Annotated in this window: 22 protein-coding genes; 14 read left to right on the plus strand and 8 right to left on the minus strand. The window is 47.8% G+C overall.

Translation table 11 applies throughout. The annotated features are described in order from the left end of the window. The first annotated feature begins 3 nt into the window (after positions 1 to 3). The 9 genes from HER31_RS09335 to HER31_RS09375 all read left to right on the plus strand — a co-directional run bounded on the left by HER31_RS09335 (position 4) and on the right by HER31_RS09375 (position 6873). On the plus strand, positions 4 to 513 hold the full coding sequence (locus tag HER31_RS09335) for a DUF2271 domain-containing protein (RefSeq protein WP_168660329.1): 510 nt from the start codon (positions 4 to 6) through the stop codon (positions 511 to 513). Next, on the plus strand, positions 514 to 1335 hold the full coding sequence (locus tag HER31_RS09340; protein WP_238786917.1) for a DUF4198 domain-containing protein: 822 nt from the start codon (positions 514 to 516) through the stop codon (positions 1333 to 1335). Further along, positions 1332 to 1649 carry a hypothetical protein gene (locus HER31_RS09345; RefSeq protein WP_168660330.1) on the plus strand — a complete coding sequence of 106 codons (318 nt, stop codon included), beginning with the start codon at positions 1332 to 1334 and terminating at the stop codon, positions 1647 to 1649. Before HER31_RS09340 ends, HER31_RS09345 begins: the two co-directional genes overlap by 4 nt. Further along, positions 1649 to 2149, plus strand: a complete 501-nt coding sequence (locus HER31_RS09350; protein WP_168660331.1) for a DUF6162 family protein — start codon at positions 1649 to 1651, stop codon at positions 2147 to 2149. Before HER31_RS09345 ends, HER31_RS09350 begins: the two co-directional genes overlap by 1 nt. Continuing rightward, positions 2146 to 3051 (plus strand): metal ABC transporter solute-binding protein, Zn/Mn family, encoded by a 906-nt coding sequence (locus HER31_RS09355; RefSeq protein WP_168660332.1) that lies wholly within the window; start codon positions 2146 to 2148, stop codon positions 3049 to 3051. Before HER31_RS09350 ends, HER31_RS09355 begins: the two co-directional genes overlap by 4 nt. Then, entirely contained in the window at positions 3051 to 3737 is a 687-nt protein-coding gene (locus HER31_RS09360; RefSeq protein WP_168660333.1) for a metal ABC transporter ATP-binding protein, read from the plus strand. The genes HER31_RS09355 and HER31_RS09360 overlap by 1 nt, the downstream gene beginning before the upstream one ends. Before the next feature lie 5 nt (positions 3738 to 3742). Then, a complete protein-coding gene (locus HER31_RS09365) occupies positions 3743 to 4618 on the plus strand; it encodes a metal ABC transporter permease (RefSeq protein WP_168660334.1) in 876 nt (291 codons plus the stop codon). A 6-nt stretch (positions 4619 to 4624) separates the two neighbouring features. Further along, positions 4625 to 5464, plus strand: a complete 840-nt coding sequence (locus HER31_RS09370; protein ID WP_168660335.1) for a metal ABC transporter solute-binding protein, Zn/Mn family — start codon at positions 4625 to 4627, stop codon at positions 5462 to 5464. A 302-nt stretch (positions 5465 to 5766) separates the two neighbouring features. Beyond that, positions 5767 to 6873 (plus strand): HD-GYP domain-containing protein, encoded by a 1107-nt coding sequence (locus HER31_RS09375; protein WP_168660336.1) that lies wholly within the window; start codon positions 5767 to 5769, stop codon positions 6871 to 6873. A 705-nt stretch (positions 6874 to 7578) separates the two neighbouring features. On the opposite strand, the gene HER31_RS09380 is transcribed toward HER31_RS09375, so the two are convergent. Both HER31_RS09380 and HER31_RS09385 read right to left on the minus strand, forming a co-directional pair. Beyond that, positions 7579 to 8640: an alcohol dehydrogenase family protein gene (locus tag HER31_RS09380; protein WP_168660337.1), complete on the minus strand. Its 1062-nt coding sequence runs from the start codon at positions 8638 to 8640 to the stop codon at positions 7579 to 7581. Beyond that, positions 8640 to 9158: a TetR/AcrR family transcriptional regulator gene (locus HER31_RS09385; protein ID WP_168660338.1), complete on the minus strand. Its 519-nt coding sequence runs from the start codon at positions 9156 to 9158 to the stop codon at positions 8640 to 8642. The genes HER31_RS09380 and HER31_RS09385 overlap by 1 nt, the downstream gene beginning before the upstream one ends. A gap of 248 nt (positions 9159 to 9406) precedes the next feature. Here HER31_RS09385 and HER31_RS09390 point away from each other — a divergent pair, with 248 nt between their 5' ends. From HER31_RS09390 to HER31_RS09400, 3 genes are all read left to right on the plus strand, one after another. Then, complete coding sequence (locus HER31_RS09390) at positions 9407 to 9904, plus strand: DUF4124 domain-containing protein (RefSeq protein ID WP_168660339.1); 498 nt, start codon at positions 9407 to 9409, stop codon at positions 9902 to 9904. Positions 9905 to 10466: 562 nt separating this feature from the next. Then, positions 10467 to 10934: a hypothetical protein gene (locus tag HER31_RS09395; protein WP_168660340.1), complete on the plus strand. Its 468-nt coding sequence runs from the start codon at positions 10467 to 10469 to the stop codon at positions 10932 to 10934. 348 nt (positions 10935 to 11282) lie between these two features. Continuing rightward, positions 11283 to 13142: a hypothetical protein gene (locus tag HER31_RS09400; RefSeq protein ID WP_168660341.1), complete on the plus strand. Its 1860-nt coding sequence runs from the start codon at positions 11283 to 11285 to the stop codon at positions 13140 to 13142. Between the two features lie 438 nt (positions 13143 to 13580). Here the strand turns inward: HER31_RS09400 and kdsA are convergent, their stop codons facing one another. The 6 genes from kdsA to hemA all read right to left on the minus strand — a co-directional run bounded on the left by kdsA (position 13581) and on the right by hemA (position 19455). After that, positions 13581 to 14432, minus strand: coding sequence for a 3-deoxy-8-phosphooctulonate synthase (gene kdsA, locus HER31_RS09405; protein WP_168660342.1), 852 nt, complete (start codon positions 14430 to 14432; stop codon positions 13581 to 13583). Between the two features lie 33 nt (positions 14433 to 14465). Then, complete coding sequence (locus HER31_RS09410; protein ID WP_168660343.1) at positions 14466 to 15710, minus strand: DUF819 family protein; 1245 nt, start codon at positions 15708 to 15710, stop codon at positions 14466 to 14468. Between the two features lie 64 nt (positions 15711 to 15774). Then, entirely contained in the window at positions 15775 to 16155 is a 381-nt protein-coding gene (locus tag HER31_RS09415; RefSeq protein WP_168660344.1) for a SirB2 family protein, read from the minus strand. A gap of 68 nt (positions 16156 to 16223) precedes the next feature. Next, positions 16224 to 17054 carry a peptide chain release factor N(5)-glutamine methyltransferase gene (gene prmC / locus HER31_RS09420; protein ID WP_168660345.1) on the minus strand — a complete coding sequence of 277 codons (831 nt, stop codon included), beginning with the start codon at positions 17052 to 17054 and terminating at the stop codon, positions 16224 to 16226. Between the two features lie 2 nt (positions 17055 to 17056). Further along, positions 17057 to 18136 carry a peptide chain release factor 1 gene (gene prfA / locus HER31_RS09425; RefSeq protein WP_168660346.1) on the minus strand — a complete coding sequence of 360 codons (1080 nt, stop codon included), beginning with the start codon at positions 18134 to 18136 and terminating at the stop codon, positions 17057 to 17059. A gap of 68 nt (positions 18137 to 18204) precedes the next feature. Beyond that, the gene (gene hemA, locus HER31_RS09430) at positions 18205 to 19455 is read right to left on the minus strand and encodes a glutamyl-tRNA reductase (protein WP_168660347.1); all 1251 of its coding nucleotides are present in this window, start codon (positions 19453 to 19455) and stop codon (positions 18205 to 18207) included. A 149-nt stretch (positions 19456 to 19604) separates the two neighbouring features. Between hemA and lolB the strand changes: the two genes are divergently transcribed. Together lolB and ispE are read left to right on the plus strand one after the other, a co-directional pair. Further along, positions 19605 to 20195 (plus strand): lipoprotein insertase outer membrane protein LolB, encoded by a 591-nt coding sequence (gene lolB, locus HER31_RS09435; RefSeq protein WP_168660348.1) that lies wholly within the window; start codon positions 19605 to 19607, stop codon positions 20193 to 20195. A gap of 5 nt (positions 20196 to 20200) precedes the next feature. After that, positions 20201 to 21040, plus strand: a complete 840-nt coding sequence (gene ispE / locus HER31_RS09440; RefSeq protein ID WP_168660349.1) for a 4-(cytidine 5'-diphospho)-2-C-methyl-D-erythritol kinase — start codon at positions 20201 to 20203, stop codon at positions 21038 to 21040. The last annotated feature ends 3 nt before the right edge of the window (positions 21041 to 21043 follow it).

Raw genomic sequence — 21043 nt, forward strand, 5'->3', positions numbered from 1 at the left:
TTGATGAAATTTCCATTGGCCTGTGCCGCTATGCTGCTTTCAACCAGCACCATTGCTGCACCACTGCCTAGCCAAGCTAGCTTGACCATTGATCTTGCTATCAACGATCTTAAAGTCGCTAACCCCGCTAAGCCATACGTTGCCGTATGGCTAGAAGATGCCAACAAGAAACCCGCCGCACAGTGGGCCTTGTGGACCGGTAACCAAACCGAATGGCTGAAGGATATCCGCACTTGGTGGCGTAAATTTGGTCGTTACAACGTTAACGAGATCGATGGCTACTCATCAGCCACTCGCGCGATTGGCGAGCACAGCATTAAAGCCCCACTGCAACACTTAGATGGTTCTGAGCTCCAGCAAGGGCAATACACCCTTTACATTGAAGCAGTGCGAGAGCATGGCGGTCGTGACATCGTTCGCCAAAAACTAAATCTTGGCGAAGACGCCATCCAGTTCACCATCCCAGCCAAGGCTGAGTTGGGCCAAATTACTATCAATTACAAGGTGCAATAAATGACTACTAAAATGACCAAAATCAAAGGATTGGCGCTGGCTGTTGGCCTAGGTTTTAGCGCCTTAGCAACCGCCCACCCAACCTGGTTGCTACCATCGCATTTCAGCGTATCTAAAGCAGAAGGCAGTTGGATCACCTTTGATTACACCGCCTCGCACACCGTTTTCTCGGTCGATAAGCCTGCCAGTGCCCACGATGCCAAAATCATCATGCCAAGCGGCGCGACTGAGCGCCCAGATTTCGTATTGAAGGGCCAACGTCGTAGCGTGTTTGATTTCTTCTTTATCGAAGAAGGCACTCACAAGGTTGTGGTAGCTAACCAAGATCCACTGTATCTAACCTTCTACACCGACCGTCGTGGTGACAAAGGTAAGATCCAAGCCAATAAGATCACCCGTGAAGATAAGCTTCCACGTGGCGCTACAGACGCTAAGACCATGGCGATCATCAAACACACCGAAAGCTACGTTACCGTAATGGCGCCAACCGAAATCAAAGCGACCAACAAAGGCTTTGAAATGGTTCCGGTAACCCACCCAGCTGATTTGATTGAAAACGAAGCCTTCACCTTTAGCTACCTTGTCAACGGTAAGCCGGTGGAAGGAGTGGAAGTAACTCTGACTCAAGAAGGCGCCCAATACCGCGACGCCCAAGATGCCCTGATCGCTAAAACCGATACCAACGGTGAAGTTGAGTTTACGGTTGCTTCTGCCGGCCGTTACTTGCTAGCAGCAAACCAACGCTACAAGCTGAAAGGCGACAGCATGGCTGATATGGCAACTACCATGTTGCACACCACTATTGAGGTTCAGCTAGATTGATCACGTTAAAACGTTTCACAGTGCTAGCGTCGCTAGCACTGTTTTCCGCTTCCGCCTTGGCCCACTTTCCAATCATGGAGTGTTGGCAAAGCAATGACAAGGTCCAATGCCAAGCAGGTTGGACGGATGGCGGCCCTGCGCAAAACTACCCAGTAACACTGTACGACTACGATGACAATCAGTTGGCCGAACAAATGACCGATGCCAAATCGATGGTGCAATTTGATAAGCCAGACAGTGATTACTACCTGCTATACGACCCAAGCCATGAAACCACCATTGAGGTGGATGGCGCTGACGTGATGTTGCGCTAATGATTACCAAAGTAAAACCTGACAATGGCGCCCGCGAAGGGCGCTATCTTGCTTTAGCGATTGCCATTATTTTGGCGATTGGTGCACTTGCCCTGCCCCATCACCAAAGTGGCAGTAACCTAAGCAAGCTAAGTAGCAATCAAATTGCGGTTGAACAGCTGCCAAAGACCCAACTTCCACCGTTGCGCGAGCTTAATATCGCAAACGAAGAACTGCAATTTTATCAGCAAGATGAACAGCGCTGGCCAACAGTAGCTGAATTAACCGATGAGTTCATTGCGCCGTTTAGCGACCAGCAATGGCAGTGGCAACAGCCACAACATGGTATCTATCTCGGCCACAACGGCCAATGGTCACTGCTGCTCGATGCCGTTCAGCAACAGATCTGGCTCCGACCAAGTGTCCACGCCCCCTTTGTGGCACCGTTAGACCACTATCTTGAAGGTCAGTGGCAACATGTACTGTTTAATCTTGGCAATGATCTCGGAGACACCCATTGATCACTCGCACTCTTTTATTAGCGCTGCTTACTTTAAGCAGCGCTTTCGCACATTCAACCGATAACGAAAAACTCGTTGTTGGTGTCGCACTGCACCCTTACTACTCCTACGTGAGCAAAGTCGTTGGCGATAAAGCCGAAGTATTGCCGCTGCTGGATGCCGGGTTTAACCCGCACAGTTACCAGGCCCAGGTTCAAGATCTACAACGTTTAAAGCGAATGGATGTAATTGTTATCAATGGTATTGGTCACGACCACTTTGCTGAGCAAATTATTGCATCAGCGGCAGATCCAGATCTGAAAGTCATCTACGCCAATAAAGATGTTGCTCTACTTCCTGCGGTTGGCAGTTCCGTTGGTGATGGCGCAGTGAACCCACATACCTTTGTTGGTCTAAGCACCACCATTCAAAAGGTATACACCATCGCTAATGAGTTGGGGCAAATCGACCCTGCCAACGCCAAGGTGTATCGCAACAACGCCCGCGATTTTGCACGAACACTGCGCAAGCTCAAGCGCAATGCCAGCGATGCCTTAACCGATATCGATACCAGCACCATTAAGGTAGCAACCACTCACAACGCCTATGGGTACCTGTTGCAGGAGTTTGGGGTTGAGGTTGAAGCGGTAATTGAACCAGCCCACGGGGTTGAGCCGTCCGCCAGCCAGCTGCAAGGTACCATCGATAAGATCAACGCCGCTGGGATTAACGTGCTGTTTTACGAATTGAATATGCCAAACCGCTTTGTGGACACCATTGAGCAATCAACCGGCGTTAAGTTGTATCAGTTCTCGCACCTTACCCACGGTGCTTACCAAACCGATAAAGTTGAGAAAGAGATGGCCAGCAACCTCAATACGTTGGTTGAAGCATTCCAGTTCGCGGCGGAGAATAAAGGCTAATGGCACCATCTCTTACTCTTAACGAACTGTCGTTGCAATACGGCGCCGATAAGGTGTTGGATAACATCAACCTCGAACTGGGCAGTGGTCAGATCCACCTTTTTGTCGGCCCGAATGGCGGCGGTAAAACCTCATTGCTAAAAAGCGTCTTAGGGTTAACGCCGTTTCGGGGCGACATTGAAATCCATGGCGAATACCGCATCGGTTACGTTCCGCAAAAAGCTCAGTTCGAAGCCAGCCTACCATTAAGCGTGATGGACTTTATGTTACTTAGCCAAAGTCGTCGGCCACTGTTTTGGTTTCAACACAGCAAACACAAAGCCAAAGCGATGGAACAGCTGGAAACCCTAGGCATGGCTGAACGCGCTCAGCGCCGCATGGGCCAGCTTTCGGGTGGCGAGCAGCAGCGAGTACTGTTTGCCCAAGCGTTATTGGATAATCCCAATCTGATGATCCTCGACGAGCCAACCACAGGCATGGATCAACAAGGCATTAAGGTGATCGATGAGTTGATCACCGCTCAGCTTAACAAAGGCATCACCATGTTGGCCGTACACCATGATTTAGGCGCTATTGCCAAACTGCCGGATCCTAAGATCCACCTGATCAACCGCCGTTATCAGGGCAGCCTCTCCCCCGAACAGCTCAGCCAGATGCAGTTTGTGCATCACAGTCAGGAGGCTTAACCCTAATGGAAGCCCTGCGTCAATTTGCTAGTGAGCTGGCTGCCCAAGGTCTGCTCAGCGACAGCTTCAACTACAGTTTTTTAGTTAACGCCCTGATCTGTGCGTTTTTGATTGGTCCGTTGCTGGGCGCCTTAGGTACTTTGGTGATAGCCAAGCGTCTTGCCTTCTTCTCAGAAGCAGTAGGCCACGGCGCCCTAACGGGTATTGCCATTGGTATTCTGCTCGGTGAACCACCAACTAACCCGCTTATCGGTTTGTTCTGCTTCTGTATGATCTTCGCCTTGTTATTGCATTACGTCCGTAACCGTACCCAGGTGCCATATGACACCTTGGTCGGTGTGTTCTTAGCAGTCGCTTTGGCATTGGGGGCGGCACTGCTGATGTACGTTGCCCGCAAGATCAACATTCACCTGTTAGAAAACGTACTATTTGGTTCGATTCTAACGGTCAACGACCAAGACATATTCCGCTTAGGAGTTATCACCATCGCCATTATGGTGTTGATGCTTCCAACCTTTAACCGCATGCTGCTAACCTGCTTAAGCCCAGAACTGGCCAAGGTACGTGGCATTCGTACCACCGGTTATGATTACCTGTTCGTGGTAATGATCACCTTGATCACCATCGCCTCGGTCAAGATCATCGGTGCAGTATTGGTTGGCGCGTTGTTACTTATCCCAGCAGCAACTGCTCGCCTTATCAGTAACAACATCGGCCAATTTGTCCGCCGCAGCGCCTTGATCTCCACCATCGCTTGTGTGTTCGGCACTTTGCTGCCAATGGAGCTTGATCTACCAATCCCATCCGGTGCGGCCATCATCTTACTCGCTGCCACCATGTTCCTTGGTGCCACCGGTTACCGTATTGTCAAAACGGGTTAATTGATTATGAAAAGACTACTAAGTTTGGCACTGCTATTACCCTGTTTAGCTTGGGCAGAAACCGTCGTTACTCACCTGCCGGTTAACCAATACCTGACAGAACAGTTACTGCAAGAGACCGAACATAACGTCGAGTATCTGCCACCAAAACGCTATAACCTATCTCGGTTAGAGAATTGGTTTGCAAGCAAAGCTAAGCCAGAGCAGATTGAACAATGGGCCAAAGCTGATGCATTAGTGCACCTCAACAGCCTTTGGCCGAAGGATCCGCTCTATCCTTTATTGCGCCAGTATAACGTTCGCATTATTGCCATCGACAGTGCCGATCCACAGCATCCAAAAGCAACCAAAGTAGCTGTGCGCAGTAATAAAAATGGCAGCATCAGTCCGTTTGTATGGTTGAACCCAAACAACCTTAAGACCATGAGCACCATCATTAGTCGTGACTTGAGCGCGCTCTACCCTGCCCATGCCGTAACCATCAGCCGTAATCAACAGGCACTGTTAAAAGCCATCGCTAAGATGGAACAGCGCAACCAAGATTGGCTGTTTGATAATGAGGTAGAAGAGGTGATTGTGGTTGGCGACAAACTGGCTGATTTCGTCTACGGCTATAACCTATTCGCCGTTGGTCACTTCAGCGCCAGTATCGATCAGTGGCAAGCGCAGCAGTGGCAGCAGTTAGCTCAATTGCACGATGAAGGGGTTACCCTGCTCGTAGCGAAGCAGCCGACCAAAGATGCTGCCGCCAAACTAGAACAGATGGGCATTAAGCTGTTGCTGATCGACACGGTCGAGAAGATGGGCAAAGGCACTGATTTGCTGCGCTGGCAGTTAAAAAGTTGAACCTACAGCATCAGTTCTAATTAAACATAAAACCCAAGGTGCGCCTTGGGTTTTGTTTTATTTAATGGCAGAACAGTGCCGAAAATGACTATCTAATAACCTAATTTCAGATAATTCACAAAGTCATTTTCTTCAAGTAATGATATTCTTTGGTTTCATTGGTTAACCAATCATTGATTAAAAACTGTATCGAACCATCAACCGAGGAGATAAATGCCGAGAAACTTGATTCATATCAATCAACAAAGTTTAAACGCTGACTAAGGTTTACTATGTAACCAAAGGAATTCGAGTATTTCATCATGCAAGAAAGTCTATTGACTATCGTAAGCGCTAAACTTTCCGCTCCAGAGATATTTAGCCAAGCTTACAAAGAAATGAAACATAATCATCCAGAGTTAACTAGGATGAATATAGTAGTTTGCGTTGATGAGCTACTTGTTAGTTACTTTTTAACTGATGAATTAAAAGAAACGAATATTGATGACAACTCAACAATTGTTCCTATCAATAGAAATAATTCAAGGCTTGTACCTCGAATTATCGCGTCAGAAATAAACAATGAGCATACTGGAGAGTTGAGTATGACGCTTTATGAAAGGGGGCATCGAGGTAGATTTATATATCCTGTCGTAATTGCAGGCGAAATCAAAGGTTATATTTTCATTAATTCTTCAGAACCACAATATTTCAGTGGGGTTAACCACGATAATTTCGAGGTTTACTGTGACCAATTATCTCGTGTTATATTAAATACCTGCTACCAAAGAGCACAGATTACGACTGCATTAAATATAATGCTATCGATGGGAAGAGAGCGAGATCCTGAAACTAATGAACATCTGCTGAGGATGGCTCAGTATACTAATGTCATAGCCAGAAAACTCGCTAAGAAAAATAATATCTCTGACGATTTCATCTATCAAATGACAGCATATGCCCCTATGCATGACATCGGTAAGTTCAAAGTTGAAGATAATATCCTATTTTCAACTAAGTCTTTTACTGATGAAGAAAGAAAGTTAATGAACCACCATGTTAATTATGGCCTAGATATCGTGAATAAAATAAGGTTCTTATTTTGTAACGAAATGAAGTCAGAATATTGCGTTTTAAGTAATATTATTTGCAGCCATCATGAACGTTTTGACGGCAAGGGCTATCCCAACAAGCTAAAAGGAAAAAACATTCCTCTCGAATCAAGGATTGTTGCCATTGCTGATGTTTTTGACGCATTGTTATCCAAAAGAAAATACAAATCTGCATGGTCATTATCTGAAGTTAAAAAATACATGATTGATAATAGTGGATTAATGTTCGATCCTGACTGCGTTAGTGCACTTATTGAGTGTATTGATGAACTCAGCCAAATTCACACCAATTTAATTGATCCCGTAGATGTATGTTAGATAATTAAAATGAATAATATGAGTATAATGGTTTAAGTTATTAATAAGACCACATATTAATTCGTACAGCCGATAATCCTATTCCATTGATTGTTTTTACCATAAAATAGCTAAACATAATTTTAATTTGTTATTTTTCAATGAGTTATTATTTAATATAGCATATAGTTACTATTATTTTTGTCACTTAATCAGTTAGCTATTTGATTGGAAAATTAGTCTCCGCCGAAGTCCCCGACAAAATCCAATTCTCGTAAGCTATTTTGTAAATTATTAGCGAGAAAAAATCACTTCATCCCTGTTATCATGTCTGACCTCATCGTCGATACCCTTAAAACAGTCGATACCTGCAACGTTAAGCACTTTGGTTCTCAGGTGGCTAGCGGTCGAACATGCGACTTAGAATCCTTAGTAACTCATGAATACCCCTATGTTATAGAGTTTAGTTGCCAAAATTACGTGCACAAAATTCAGGCTGCGTACCAATTAAGTGTTGCTCTTTCTAATACAGTACAAGCAGCGGCTAGGCGAGCGCCGATACAAGGGATTAAGCACTACCACCGTTGACCTTCTGCCGCATTGGAGCAGTCCAGCGAAGCGCTTTGGACTGCAGCAACAACTAGCTGGGCTAACGAAAACTTGCGAAAAAGGCACCTATTAGTAACTGCATAAACGCCGTTTTCGTTGCTGTCGTCCAATACCGTTTTAGTCGATGGTAAGCACTATTTTGCCAATGTATTGCTTCTGCAAGAACAGCTCTTGCGCTTGAGTTACTCGCTCTAGCGGGAATGTAGCCGCAACCAGTGGACTTATATTGCCTTGCTCGATGTGGTTAACCAGATTTCCAAATACTTGCGGTTCGAGCACGGTACAACCAAAGAAACTCAAATCCTTCAAATAGAGGGTGCGCACATCTAACTCAACCAGCGGTCCCGCAATAGCACCTGCTACCGCATAACGACCACTGGGCTTCAATACCTTCAAAAACTCTGGCCACACTGCGCCAGCCACTAAGTCGATCACAACGTCAATGCTGTTGTTGCCCAAGGCAGTAACCAGATCTTCATCCCGAGTAATCACTTCATCAGCACCGATCTGCAGTAGCTCTTGGGTTTTACTGGCACTGGTAATCGCAACCACTTTGGCACCACGAGCCTTAGCCAGTTGCACCGCAGCAGAGCCAACCCCACCAGAGGCGCCAGAAACCAACACCGTATCGGCGGCTGCAACACGGGCGCGAGTTAGCATGTTCTCGGCGGTTGAATAGGAACACGGAAATGACGCCAGCTCAGCATCGCTAAAATCGCTATCGATTTTATAAGCGTGCTTCGATGCCACTGAGGTGTATTCAGCAAAGCCACCATCGCACTCCGAGCCAAAGTACCAGGGCATCGCTAATGGTTGACTATTTGCCTCACGGAGACAGGGCTCAATTAACACACGCTCCCCCAAACGCTTATGGCTAACGTTGCTACCAACAGCAACAATTTCACCGCAAACATCTGCTCCTTGGATCCGCGGAAAGACCAATGCACTGCCAGACCAGCTTGCATCAACGTCATCGCCCTCACCCTTGGAGTACCACGCGATACGGGTATTAATGTCGGTGTTGTTTACCCCAGCAGCACCAACTCGTATCAGCACATCGTTTGCTGTTAACGATGGAACCGCGATGTCGGTGCGGTACTGCAACATCTCTGGGCCACCGTGCCCAATTAACTCAACACCTTTCATCGTAGTGTTCTTAACGTTGCTGACTTCAGACATTATTTGGTTACCTGTAAAAGTTGGGTAGCGGTTTGCTGAGCACTGAGCACTGCAGTATTACCCAACACTGGCCAGGCGCTCGACACACCTTCATGTAATAAAAATAACGCGGTGGCGAGGTCAGCACGGCCGCTTTGCTCGGCAAACAGTTCTCGAACCTGTTGCTTATGTTGATGTACCGCGTCGGTTATCTGCAGATTTTCAGGAAAGGCAGCAATAGCACTTATCGATAGGCAACCATGAGGCGCAAATTCCTCCATCCACCGTTCCAAACGTTCAAACATGTGCACCACCGAATCCACTGGGCTTGTTGGCACATTCAGCAATAGATAATCAAGATAGCGTTGATGTCGATGTGCCAGCGCACCAACGATCATCGCTTCCTTGGACGGGTAGTATTTATAGAGCGTGCGTAGACTTACGCCACTAGCATCTTTTAGCTGGGCCACACTTGGCTCAGCAAACCCCTGTAGGCTGAACGCCAATTCGAGTCGCGCAGTAATCTGTTGCTTTAACATTTTGCACCTTGGTAGAGTGTTTGCTCTACCAATGGTAGAGTGTTCGCTCTACCATTGTCAAACAGCAGCATCCGTTTGTACGTAAGGGCACCGTATCAATTGTTTATATGACTTTGATCAATCCCGTGTTTATCAAGATTGATAACATTGGTGATTAGTCGCTACGGCTTATTCTGGAGCGAATAGTGTCGGACAATTCACAACACCTTGAAGCTTCGTTGAGAAGCATTTCCTATTCACGGATGAATATGAACAAGCTTGCAGTCACACTTCTACTGGTGATGCCTATGTCACTTAATGCAGGAGTTTATAAATGGGTCGATGCTAGCGGCGGCATCCATTACAGTGAACGACCACCTGTAAACGTCGCAACACAGACCGTTGCCGTTAATAACCCAAGAGAACAATCGGTTGGTAACCGTGACGACAATTTCGACTCGTCACCGTTGTCCCAAGTGATACGCCAGTTAAACAGCAACCAACAGCAGTTAAATTGCTCCGTTGCCGTTCGCCACGCTAATGCCGGCATCAATTACCTCGTACGAATGGCTGATATCAACTACCGCGATGGTTTTACTGAGCTTAGTAAATATCAAACTGAATCCCGCTATTTATCTAATTTAAAGCGCAGTTTTACCATTCGCAATTGTGTTACTGCGAGTGGCAAGCACTTAGCGTTTTATGCCTGCGCAGCCGACTCAGCCAAACATTTTGCATTTTGTATATCTCAGCTAAGTGATATTTAGCGTTTATCTTCCCAACGCCTAAGTCGGCGACAACAAACAGGCTCTGCAGCAGGTGAAATTAGTTGCTCCTGTCGCTCAATTTTAGGCTGTGTACCAATTAAGTGTTGTTCTTTCTAATACAGTAAAAGCAGCGGCTAGGCGAGCGCCGATACAAGGGAATAAGCAGTACCGCCGTTGACCTTCTGCCGCATTGGAGCAGTCCAGCGAAGCATTTTGGACTGTGGCCAAAGGCAAAGGGGATTCCAAACGGGGCGAAGCTCCCCCCTAATGCATACAAGAATGTGCCGCCACCACCGCGACATAACCCTTAAGAGTACAGCAATCAGTAGAGCCGAAGGCTTGATATAAACCTCAACAGCTAACTCCGACACAGCCCAATTTTACTCCTCCTTAAAGCGGTGCTGTGAGTTACGAGTTAGGGCCAACACTAACGTTCTAGCTAACAGCGGGATAACCATCCACTTCATCGCTGTGAGGTTAAGATCACATGTCCAGAACATGCTTTTTAACTAAAGCTTTCATTACGTTAGTATAATTAAAAATAATAAAATTAATAACTTACATGTTTAGCAAGCTTACCCAATGGATTTATGCAAAAAATAAGGATCCAGCTTTAGCACCACAACCCAGTCTAAATGCTACCGATAATGATCCGTTTGCGATCGACTCAAGTTATCGAGTAAAACCTTTAGCCACTGCTGTCAACAGCGCCACCGTTAAAGCGGAACTCGCCCAATACCTAGATGATCCTTTTACTGAAGACAGCGCTGCGTTTTGCTCAGTCACAAATTTCGCGACAGAAATAAACCCCGCCAATGGCTTGCCGATGATGGGCTGTATCGATATCGAAGGTAATCCATACGGTTGCACGAGCAACATTAGCGACCCGTTTGCAACGGAGATCAGCGTTATGGATAGCAATATCGATTCCTGCCTTAGTTCAAGTTGGGATTCTAGCTCTAGCTTTGATGACGACACCTTCGGCAGCTGTAGCATCAGCGACAGTGCATTTAGCGACGACAACTGGTAACCGCTGCCCTTTTATTTGGCTGTGTACCAACTAAGTGTTGTTCTTTCCAATGCTGTTAAAGCGCCGGAGAGGCGAATATTGATACAACGGGAAAGCACTACCGCCGTTGACCTTCTGCCGCATTGGAGCAGTTCAGCGAAGCATTTTGGACTGGACCCAAAGCAAGGGGGATTCCTAACGGGACGAAGCCCCCTTTGGGTGCCGGCGCCACCGCGACATAACCCGAAAGAGTGCTGCCATCGGTAGAGCCGAAGGCTTGATATAAACTTCAACACTTAACTGTGACACAGCCTTTGATTTACCCCAAAAGAGAAACCGGCGAATTAATACGCCTGTAACAAGGACAACATGAGTAGTATCGAAACAACGGTGAAGCAATCAAAACGGATTGAATCACTGCTAACCAAACACTTTAACGCCGAAGGCCGTGGGCTGCATGAGAAGGTAAGCAGCTGCGAAGCACAGCTGCCAAACTTGTTAGTTCGACAGATACGTTGGATAGCCACGCTTCGCAACAAAGCGGTTCACGAAGATGAATTTGAGCTAAAGAATAGCGCTGAATTTGAACGCCGCTGCGACCATGTTGTCAGTCAACTGCAACTACTGATTGCGCCTAAAGCCTCAGCACTCAACACTCGGGCTGCAACAATGGCGGAACTAAACTCTGCCAACGGTAACCCTGCTTCTGAAAAAAGCAAAATGCGCATCAGTATGGCTATTCTGCTCATCATCGTTACTACTTTGTCTTATCTCTACTACGCCTACGCCGAAAATCAACAACAGCAGCGATTTGAGCGACAACAGCAACGACTGCAACTAGCGAATGCCGCCAAACAAGCTAAAGCGCAAGCGGCAAAACAAACCAACCAGGCCCAAGCAGAAGTCGAACCCGACGAGTCTCAGCCACAACCGAGCAACACCCAATCAGTATCGGTAAGCTTGCAACCGGGCTCACTGGCGCAGAAGGCTCAACAGGCTAAGTCCGACTTACAGCAGGCAAAAGATGACATCCGTACTAATCTGCTTGAGCAGATCCTCACTGATATCAACCTCAGTACCGATAAAGTGATGGTCAGTGCCAATGCCGATGGCACTGTTAACCTGTTACTCCCAGTCGATTGGACTATTCCTACTACAACCTTGCTGCCAGTCATAAACCGCTACCTCCACGACTATAAAGGTCGCCAAATTAAGCAGCAGCGTTTGGACACCGCCCTAGCTGATCGCGACAACCCAGCAGGAATCACCATTAGCCGGATATGGAATAGCCAAGACAATCAAAAACTGCCCTACTCCCATGACCTCTATCAATGGCTCACAGCACACCAAGTAAAACTGGTTGCTAACTTCGGTGATCGCAGCGCTGAACTGATCCTTGCTTCAGGTAGAGATTGCCATGTTAGTTGTCGCGGCGTAGGTAATGATGAGTTTCAGATCATGACCACCACCCCAAAACCGCGAACACCGATGATGTTCAGTAAACAGCGCAATCCAATGGTGGTAGCCTCACTGCCGATGGCAGCGTTAACGGCCGAGCATCAGCTCACGCTGAAGTTAGTTGTCACTCATAAAGATAATGTGGTTTCATCAAAATCAATCTCGCTGAACGAGCCGCTACAACCACAACAACTATTAGATAGGATCGAAACTGCCCACACAGACTATCAACACGCCCAACAACGGATCGAACAAATCAAGCAAATCATACTTGAACAAACCGAGTTGGTTGTTGGCGAGGTGCAAGTCAAAGCGAATAAAGATGGCAGCTCCAATCTGATCATTCCAATTAACTGGAAGATGCCCCATTCGCTACTATTAGCTGAGGTAAACCGCTACTTTCATCAATACCGTGCCGAACCTTTTAACTACCAAAGCATCGACTTTGACAGATACCCCGATGTTAACGGCCACGGTCTCCGCATATCTCGCATGTGGAATCGCGACGAACTGGAAAAACAGCCAAATTCTGAAAAACTGTTAGCCAAATTGATGGCCGACGATATCGTTATTCGCGCACGTATCGGTGATAGCAAAGGGCAACTAGGCATTGCCACCGCCATGGACTGCCATGTTAGCTGTCGCTTAGGCGGCGATGATGAATACCACATTCGCTTTAGCGGCAAGCAAGAGTCCATCGTTATCAGCAACGTATCAGATGCACAATTAGCGCAAGCCAGCGAGTTAAAACTGACTCTCGAACGCAACTAATTGACCTAGCCTCAAGGTATATCGACAGCTATTTCAAAAAGCAAAAAGGCCACCCTAGCAGTGCTAGGGTGGCCTTGGGCTTCTTATCTAGGCAACAGGCCCCACGCCTTATAACGAACGTCGTCATTACAAGCTGTTATTTAGTGGCTGTGTACCAACTAAGTGTTGTTCTTTCTAATACAGTTAAAGCACTGACTAGGCGAGTGTTGATACAAAGATAAAGCACTACCGCCGTTGACCTTCTGCCGCATTGGAGCAGTCCAGCGAAGCGTTTTTGGATTGCGACCTAAGGCAAAGGGGGGATTTCAAAGGGGGCGAAACTGCCCCCTTATGCATACAAGAATGTGCCGTCACCACCGCGACTTAGTCCCCTAAATGCACCCAAATCGGTGAAGCCGAAGGCTTGATATAAACCTCAACACTTAACTGTGATACAGCCTATTTAATGCCCAAGTCCGGCTGCGCTTTAATCAAATCATCCAGCGCTTTCATCTGTGCCAAGAACGGCTCCAGTTTATCCAACGGCAACGCCGATGGGCCATCGCAACGAGCCTTATCCGGATCGGGGTGCGCTTCCAAAAATAAGCCAGCTAAGCCAGTAGCTAAGCCCGCTTTAGCTAGCTCCACGGTTTGATGACGACGACCACCAGAGGCTGCCCCCAACGGGTCACGACACTGCAATGCATGAGTCACGTCGAAGATGACCGGCATACCACCAGAACACTCCTTCATCGTGCGGAAACCAAGCATATCAACAACCAAGTTATCATAGCCGAAGTTAGCACCACGTTCGCACAGGATAACTTCCTGTTTACCACATTCTTTAAACTTTTCGACAATGTTTTTCATCTGTCCAGGGCTTAAAAATTGTGGCTTCTTAACATTAATAACTGCATCGGTTTTAGCCATCGCTTCAACCAGATCGGTTTGCCGAGCCAAGAACGCTGGTAGCTGAATAACATCACAGATTTCAGCCACTGGCGCCGCTTGCTCAATTTCATGAATATCTGTGATAACTGGCACATTGAAGGTGTGTTTGATCTCCTCAAAGATCTTCAGACCTTCCTCCATGCCTGGGCCTCGATAGGAGTGGATCGAGCTACGGTTAGCTTTGTCGTAAGACGCTTTGAATACGTAAGGAATGCCAAGCTTTTCGGTTACCGTAACGTAGTACTCAGCGATCTGCATCGCCAAGTCACGAGATTCCAACACATTCATACCACCAAACAGTACAAATGGTTTGTCGTTAGCAACTTCGATGTTGCCGACGTTAATGTTGATTGCGTTCATCGCATCCTCACTTAAACACTTATTACGCCGGCGTTAAGCCGCCAGCGCTTGCAAAATCTGTCCACAGAACCACGCCATGTAAGTACCTAATACATAGCCTAATACCGCTAACAACACGCCCACTGGCGCCAATGCGGGGTGGAACGCCGCCGCCACAACTGGGGCGCTTGCTGCGCCACCAACGTTGGCTTGACTGCCGACCGCCATGTAAAACAATGGTGCTTTAATTACTCGAGCGGTGATCAACATGATGCTGGCATGCACCAACATCCATACACCACCAAGGGCAAAGTACTTCGGCGATTCAAGGATAGCGCTGATGTCCATATGCATGCCGATAGAAGCAACCAATACGTACAAACAAGCTGAACCAATCTTAGATGCCCCATAGGCTTCGAGATTACGAGCCTTGGTAAATGACAGCATTACCCCCAACGTCGTTGCGCTGACGATCAACCAGAAAAACGCCGAATGCAGGCTGTACCGCTTAAGCTCTGGGAAATTCTCAACAAACCAAGGGGTGATGATGTCAGCGCCATAGTGGGAGATGCCAGTAGCACCAAAACCAACCGCCAAAATCACCATGATATCCCGTAGCGAAGGATTAACTGAGTTCTGCGCATGCCAATCGGCCATCTTTTCGCGCAGCGCCGTTAATGCACTGGTGTCGGCGCCCATCTTGCTATCCCAAGCGTTGGCACGAGGAACCATCAACAGCAGCACCGCCATCCACACGTTGGCCACAATCACATCAACGGCTATCATCGCCGAGAACATGTTGTCGCCTACTTCGTAGATCTCTTTCATCGCAGTTTGGTTAGCGCCACCGCCGATCCAGCTACCGGCTACGGTCGTCATGCCGCGCCATACCGACTCTGGGCCGTGGTTACCCAGCAGCTCGGGCCACAAGGCTGATGTCAGCATCAGTGCAATGGGCGCACCGATAACGATACCGACGGTACCGGCTAGAAACATCACAATCGCTTTGGGTCCCAACGAGCCGATCGCTTTCAGATCGAGATTTAGAGTCAGCAGCACCAAGGCCGTTGGTAGTAGGAACCGTGAGGCAACGTAGTACAGGGTATTATCTGAACCATCAATGACACCGAAGGTATTCAGCAACGACGGGATGAAGTAACACAACAGCAGTGCAGGAACGAACTTGTAGAACCGCTTCCACACCGGGTGCACACTGTGCGAGGTATAAAATACCCCTCCCAAGACCATCATCAAAATACCAAACACTGTTGCTTGGTTAGTGAATAACACGTCGGTCATTTAGCCTCCAAAAGCAGAAACTGGCACATCGAGGTGCCAGCATTAATTGTAATTATAAGCGCTGTTACATGAACAAGATTGGCATCTTGGTTTGTGCCAACTTCGCCATGTAGAACAGCCAACCGAGCGCCCCAAGGAATGCAAAGGTACGAAACAGCTTGCCGCGCTCAAGCTTCAAGGTAAAGAAACCGAGCACAATGTAAGCAACCAACGCGATCAATTTTTCAAATAACCATGGGCTGTTGGTTGGGGTGAAGCCAGTCACATAGATAAGCGCAATACCAGAAAGGATAAGCAGGGTATCAACGATGTGTGGAACAATCTTGACCCACTTTTTCTGCATCATCTCTGAGCCTTTCATTACCCAGATAAAACGCAAAATAAACAGCGCAATGCTAGCGCCAATAACGGTGAAGTGTATATGCTTAAACGCTTCGTATGGCATGAACTTTCCTTAGCTTTAAAAACTCAAAATAGATAATACAAACAGGGTTCAATAACTCTAACGAGAGACTAGCACTGCCACTGGCCTAGGGTATAGCGATCTCTTTGGCCATAATCTTGACCCACCCTGACATTGGCAAATCCAGCCCGCTCAAAAATATCTTTAACCACAGCACCTTGGTCATAACCGTGCTCGATCATCAAATAGCCGCCTTGATTAAGGTGGCGTGGCGCAGTGGCGACAATATGTTCGATGTCCGCCAAACCGTGATTGTCAGCAATGAGTGCACTCAACGGCTCAAAGCGCACATCACCTTGATCTAAATGATGATCGGTTGGGTCAATATAGGGGGGGTTAGATACAACCAGATCAAAGCGTTTATTTTGCACTGGCTCGAACCAGCTGCCTTGGCTAACCTCAACGGCGAGATTAAGCTGAGCCGCATTAGCGCGAGCCAGCTGCACTGCTTCCGCGCTGAACTCAACCGCTTCAACCTGCCACTGGGCCATTTCACTTTTTAATGCTAGCGCAATAGCACCAGTACCAGTACCTAAATCGACCACTGCTGCTTGGTGCGGCAAAGCTAACCCCAGTGCTGCTTCAACCAAAGATTCGGTATCAGGGCGGGGAATTAAGGTGGACGCGTTGACCTGTAATGGCAAACTCCAAAACTCACGCTGACCAATAATATGCGCTATTGGTTCGCCATTGATCCGGCGTTGTAATATCGACTGCAGTTGCATCAATGTGGCTTCATCCAATGGATGATCAGGCCAAGTAAACACAAAGCTACGCGGTTTGTTGATGCAGAACAGCAGCAACAGCTCTGCGTCTAGCGCAGCGCTGTCACTGTGAGTTAATTGCTTGGCGGCGTGCGCTAACCAGAGATCGAGGCGCACGATTAATCTTCTGCCAGTGCAGCCAGTTGATCCGCTTGGTATTCCTGCAAAATAGGCTCCATCAACGCTGCCAAATCCCCTTCCATCACTTCATTTAAGCGATATAGGGTCAGATTAATACGGTGATCGGAGACACGACCCTGTGGGTAGTTATAGGTACGGATCCGCTCAGAGCGATCACCTGAGGTAACCAGTGAACGACGAGTATCGGTTTCAGCTTGCTTACGTTTCGCTTCTTCCGCCGCTTCTAAACGAGCCGATAGCACCGCCATCGCCTTAGCACGGTTTTTGTGCTGTGAACGTTCATCCTGACACTCAACGACAGTGCCGGTTGGCAAGTGGGTAATACGGATTGCAGAATCGGTTTTGTTGACGTGCTGACCACCGGCGCCAGAAGCGCGGAAGGTATCAACCTTAAGATCGGCAGAGTTGATCTCAATCGCTTCAGCCGCTTCCACTTCTGGCATCACCACAACAGTACAAGCGGAGGTGTGAATACGACCCTGAGATTCAGTTGCCGGTACACGCTGTACGCGGTGACCACCAGATTCAAACTTCATCTCACCGTATACGCCATCGCCAGAGAATCGTGCGATCGCTTCTTTATAACCGCCCTGTTCGCTTTGGTTAGTGGACATCAACTCCACCTTCCAACCTTTGGTTTCGGCGTACTTGGAGTACATGCGCAGCAAGTCACCGGCAAAGATTGCCGCTTCATCACCACCGGCCCCGGCACGGATCTCAACGTAAGCGTCGTGGCTATCCTTGGGATCTTTTGGCAGTAATAGGATCTGCAGGTCGTCTTCCAACTGCACGCTGTTGGCCTTGGCCTCGCTCAGCTCTTCCTTCGCCATTTCAGCCATTTCTGGATCGGCCATCATCTCTTGTGCGGTTTCAATATCGTCCTGTGCTTGCTGATAAGCACGGAACGCATTTACTACCTCTTCGAGTTGAGAATACTCTTTAGTGAGCCCACGGAAACGGTCTTGATCAGAGATAATATCGGGTTCACCCAGTAGTACCTGCACTTCTTCATAGCGCTCTACTAAGCCTTCCAATTTTGCGTATACGGTGGGTTTCATGGCTACCTTAGATAAAAAGGAACGGCCCATATAGGGCCGTTCATTACTTAATTCGGAACAAACTAGGGCTAATTGTCGTTGATACCCAGTGCATTACGCAAGACCTCTAACGATTCTACGTCACCGGCTCGTGCTGCCTTGGACAGCGCCTGAGTGGGCGAGTGGATCAATTTATTGGTTAGCTTGTTCGCTAACTCGGTCATAACGGCTTCTGCGTCAGCGCCTTGTTGCAACTTGTTCATTGCCAATTCCAGCGCGTCTTTCTTCAGTTCATCGCTTTGGGTGCGGAACTGACGAATGGTATCAACAGAGTCCAAGCCGCGTTGCCATTTCACAAACTCTTGTGATTGAGCAGTCGCGATGGTTTCTGCCTTTTCCGCCGCTTCAAGGCGGTTAGCCATGTTCTTTTGAACGATACCTTGCAGATCATCAACGGTATAAAGGTAAGCGTTTTCCAAATCACCCACTTCAGATTCGATATCTCGAGGCACAGCAATATCGACCAATAACATCGCTTGCTGGCGACGTTTCTTCAACGCTGTTGCAACCATACCCTTACCTAAAATAGGCAATGGTGCTGCAGTTGAAGAGATAACGATATCTGCATCAGGCAGGAATTCAGGGATCTGCGATAAGGTGATGGCTTTGGCACCAAACTCAGCCGCCATGCCTTCAGCACGGGACAGGGTACGGTTAGCAACAATCAAATCGGTTGCACCTTGCTCACCTAGGTGACGTGCTACCAGTTCGATGGTCTCACCAGCACCGATCAACATAACTTTAGATTGGCTCAAATCTTCGAAGATATGGCGTGCTAAGTTAACCGCAGCAAAAGCAACGGAGACCGCTGATGCACCGATGTCGGTATCAGTGCGGATCTGCTTGGCAACCTTAAAAGTATGTTGAAACAGCTTATCAATGGTATGTGAGATGGTCCCAGCAGCTTTTGCGTCAGCATATGATTTCTTTATCTGACCCAAGATCTGCGGTTCACCAAGTACCAGCGAGTCCAAACCAGCAGAGACGCGCAGCAAGTGCTGTACGGCTTTGATGCCTTGATGCTGGTAAATACTCTGACGTAACTCATCCTTGTCAAGATTATGGAACTCACTCAACCAATCGATTGTCTTCTCTAAGTCGACATTGTTGGTGTAGATCTCAGTTCGGTTACAGGTAGATACAATGACAGCCTCGTTGGTCTTGCTGGCACCAGCCAAGCTTCGCAACGCTTCTTCAAGAATATCTGGTCCGAATGCCACTTTTTCGCGCAGGGCTACGCTGGCAGTCTTGTGATTGATCCCAATTGCAACTAACGTCATGGCTTTGTAACTTGATTCGCCCCATGTTTCATGATGTTTCTCAGCGAGCGCAATTCTATAGCTTAACGGCGCGCAAGCGAAATAAGTATTGGCCAAATACCGCATTTTCAATGCACGATTGCGGTAGTGTGCACAAAAGCCGGATAAAAATGTTTAACCAACCATCAAAATTTGTTGTCTTGTTGATAACGCTTCTCACCTTAGTAGGGTGTGTAACGCATCAAGCTCCCGATTCAACCAGTAAAACTGTTACTTCCAATGACTGGACGGTAACCGGAAAAATCGCCTTTATCAGTCCAGAAGAGCGGGTCTCTGCCAATCTGCATTGGCGTCATATCACCTCAACCGGCAACGACAGGCTGCAACTAACGGGTCCATTTGGCACCAACGTCTTGAACCTAACCGCCACACCGGAGCTAGCTACCGTAGTGGTAGATGATAAGACCTTTACCGATAACGATGTTGATAGACTAATTGTTAAATTGACCGGTTGGCCACTGCCTCTGTCACAGTTAGCAAAATACCTATTAGGACAGACTGCTGCAGATCACAAAAACGTGAGTAACAAAGTGACCCAATCGGTAATAGAACTCATTCATCCAACTACCAATAGCATATCTGAGCTGCACTATCTGAGCTGGCAGCAAATCAATGGCTATAAAATCCCCAAGCAAATTGAGTTGCGCCAAGATCAGCAACGAATAAAATTGACCATCAACACTTGGCAACCGGAGCTGTAGCCTAAATGAATTCTAGTACTTGGTGGCCCGCCCCGGCAAAATTGAACTTATGCTTACACGTCAACGGTAAGCGCTCTGACGGTTATCACGAGCTGCAAACTTTGTTTCAATTTGTCGATTGGTGTGACTACCTACAATTTACCGTTCGTAACGACAATCACATCACCCTTAACCCTGAATTGCCCGGCGTACCAGCCCACAGCAACCTTATTGTCAAAGCCGCACGAATGCTGCAACAGCACAGTGGCGTAACTCTTGGGGCTGACATCACCCTCGATAAACGTCTGCCGATGGGCGGTGGTATAGGTGGCGGTTCCTCTGATGCAGCCACCACACTGGTGGCACTCAATCAGCTGTGGCAGACCAATATTGCCGTCGATGAGCTTGCCCAGATGGGCTTAAGCCTTGGTGCCGATGTGCCAGTGTTTGTCCGCGGGCTTGCCGCAATGGCAGACGGAGTAGGAGAACAACTGCGACCCGTTACCGTCGCAGAACCGTGGTACCTAATCATTGTTCCAGCAGTCGAGGTAGCCACCGCCGATATCTTCGCAGCCAAAGACCTGCCAAGAGATACTGCCAAAATCACCAACTTAGAAAAACAACCAGCACAATGGAAAAATGATTGCCAACAAGTCGTTTGCAATCGCTATCCACAAGTTGCAAAGGCGTTAGCGTGGTTGGTAGACTATGCGCCGTCGAAAATGACCGGCACTGGCTGCTGCGTTTTTGGGCAATTTGCCTTAAAAAGCGACGCCGAGGCTGCATTGGCAGAAATGCCAACCGGGTGGACGGCTACAGTAACGAAAGGTTGTAACCGATCGCCCCTACTGGCATTAATCGCCTAGTAA

The sequence above is a fragment of the Ferrimonas lipolytica genome, assembly GCF_012295575.1.
Classification (GTDB): Bacteria; Pseudomonadota; Gammaproteobacteria; order Enterobacterales; family Shewanellaceae; genus Ferrimonas; species Ferrimonas lipolytica.

Excerpts from the sequence above, each read along its gene's own strand:
- HER31_RS09400 (WP_168660341.1), top strand. The coding sequence starts at position 11,283 with ATGAGTAGTATCGAAACAACGGTGAAGCAATCAAAACGGATTGAATCA.
- HER31_RS09340 (WP_238786917.1), top strand. The coding sequence starts at position 514 with ATGACTACTAAAATGACCAAAATCAAAGGATTGGCGCTGGCTGTTGGC.
- HER31_RS09365 (WP_168660334.1), top strand. The coding sequence starts at position 3,743 with ATGGAAGCCCTGCGTCAATTTGCTAGTGAGCTGGCTGCCCAAGGTCTG.
- HER31_RS09375 (WP_168660336.1), top strand. The coding sequence starts at position 5,767 with ATGCAAGAAAGTCTATTGACTATCGTAAGCGCTAAACTTTCCGCTCCA.
- HER31_RS09390 (WP_168660339.1), top strand. The coding sequence starts at position 9,407 with ATGAACAAGCTTGCAGTCACACTTCTACTGGTGATGCCTATGTCACTT.
- lolB (WP_168660348.1), top strand. The coding sequence starts at position 19,605 with ATGTTTAACCAACCATCAAAATTTGTTGTCTTGTTGATAACGCTTCTC.
- HER31_RS09395 (WP_168660340.1), top strand. The coding sequence starts at position 10,467 with ATGTTTAGCAAGCTTACCCAATGGATTTATGCAAAAAATAAGGATCCA.
- hemA (WP_168660347.1), bottom strand. The coding sequence starts at position 19,455 with ATGACGTTAGTTGCAATTGGGATCAATCACAAGACTGCCAGCGTAGCC.
- HER31_RS09370 (WP_168660335.1), top strand. The coding sequence starts at position 4,625 with ATGAAAAGACTACTAAGTTTGGCACTGCTATTACCCTGTTTAGCTTGG.
- kdsA (WP_168660342.1), bottom strand. The coding sequence starts at position 14,432 with ATGAACGCAATCAACATTAACGTCGGCAACATCGAAGTTGCTAACGAC.
- HER31_RS09360 (WP_168660333.1), top strand. The coding sequence starts at position 3,051 with ATGGCACCATCTCTTACTCTTAACGAACTGTCGTTGCAATACGGCGCC.
- HER31_RS09415 (WP_168660344.1), bottom strand. The coding sequence starts at position 16,155 with ATGCCATACGAAGCGTTTAAGCATATACACTTCACCGTTATTGGCGCT.
- HER31_RS09350 (WP_168660331.1), top strand. The coding sequence starts at position 1,649 with ATGATTACCAAAGTAAAACCTGACAATGGCGCCCGCGAAGGGCGCTAT.
- prfA (WP_168660346.1), bottom strand. The coding sequence starts at position 18,136 with ATGAAACCCACCGTATACGCAAAATTGGAAGGCTTAGTAGAGCGCTAT.
- ispE (WP_168660349.1), top strand. The coding sequence starts at position 20,201 with ATGAATTCTAGTACTTGGTGGCCCGCCCCGGCAAAATTGAACTTATGC.
- HER31_RS09410 (WP_168660343.1), bottom strand. The coding sequence starts at position 15,710 with ATGACCGACGTGTTATTCACTAACCAAGCAACAGTGTTTGGTATTTTG.
- HER31_RS09380 (WP_168660337.1), bottom strand. The coding sequence starts at position 8,640 with ATGTCTGAAGTCAGCAACGTTAAGAACACTACGATGAAAGGTGTTGAG.
- HER31_RS09335 (WP_168660329.1), top strand. The coding sequence starts at position 4 with ATGAAATTTCCATTGGCCTGTGCCGCTATGCTGCTTTCAACCAGCACC.
- HER31_RS09385 (WP_168660338.1), bottom strand. The coding sequence starts at position 9,158 with ATGTTAAAGCAACAGATTACTGCGCGACTCGAATTGGCGTTCAGCCTA.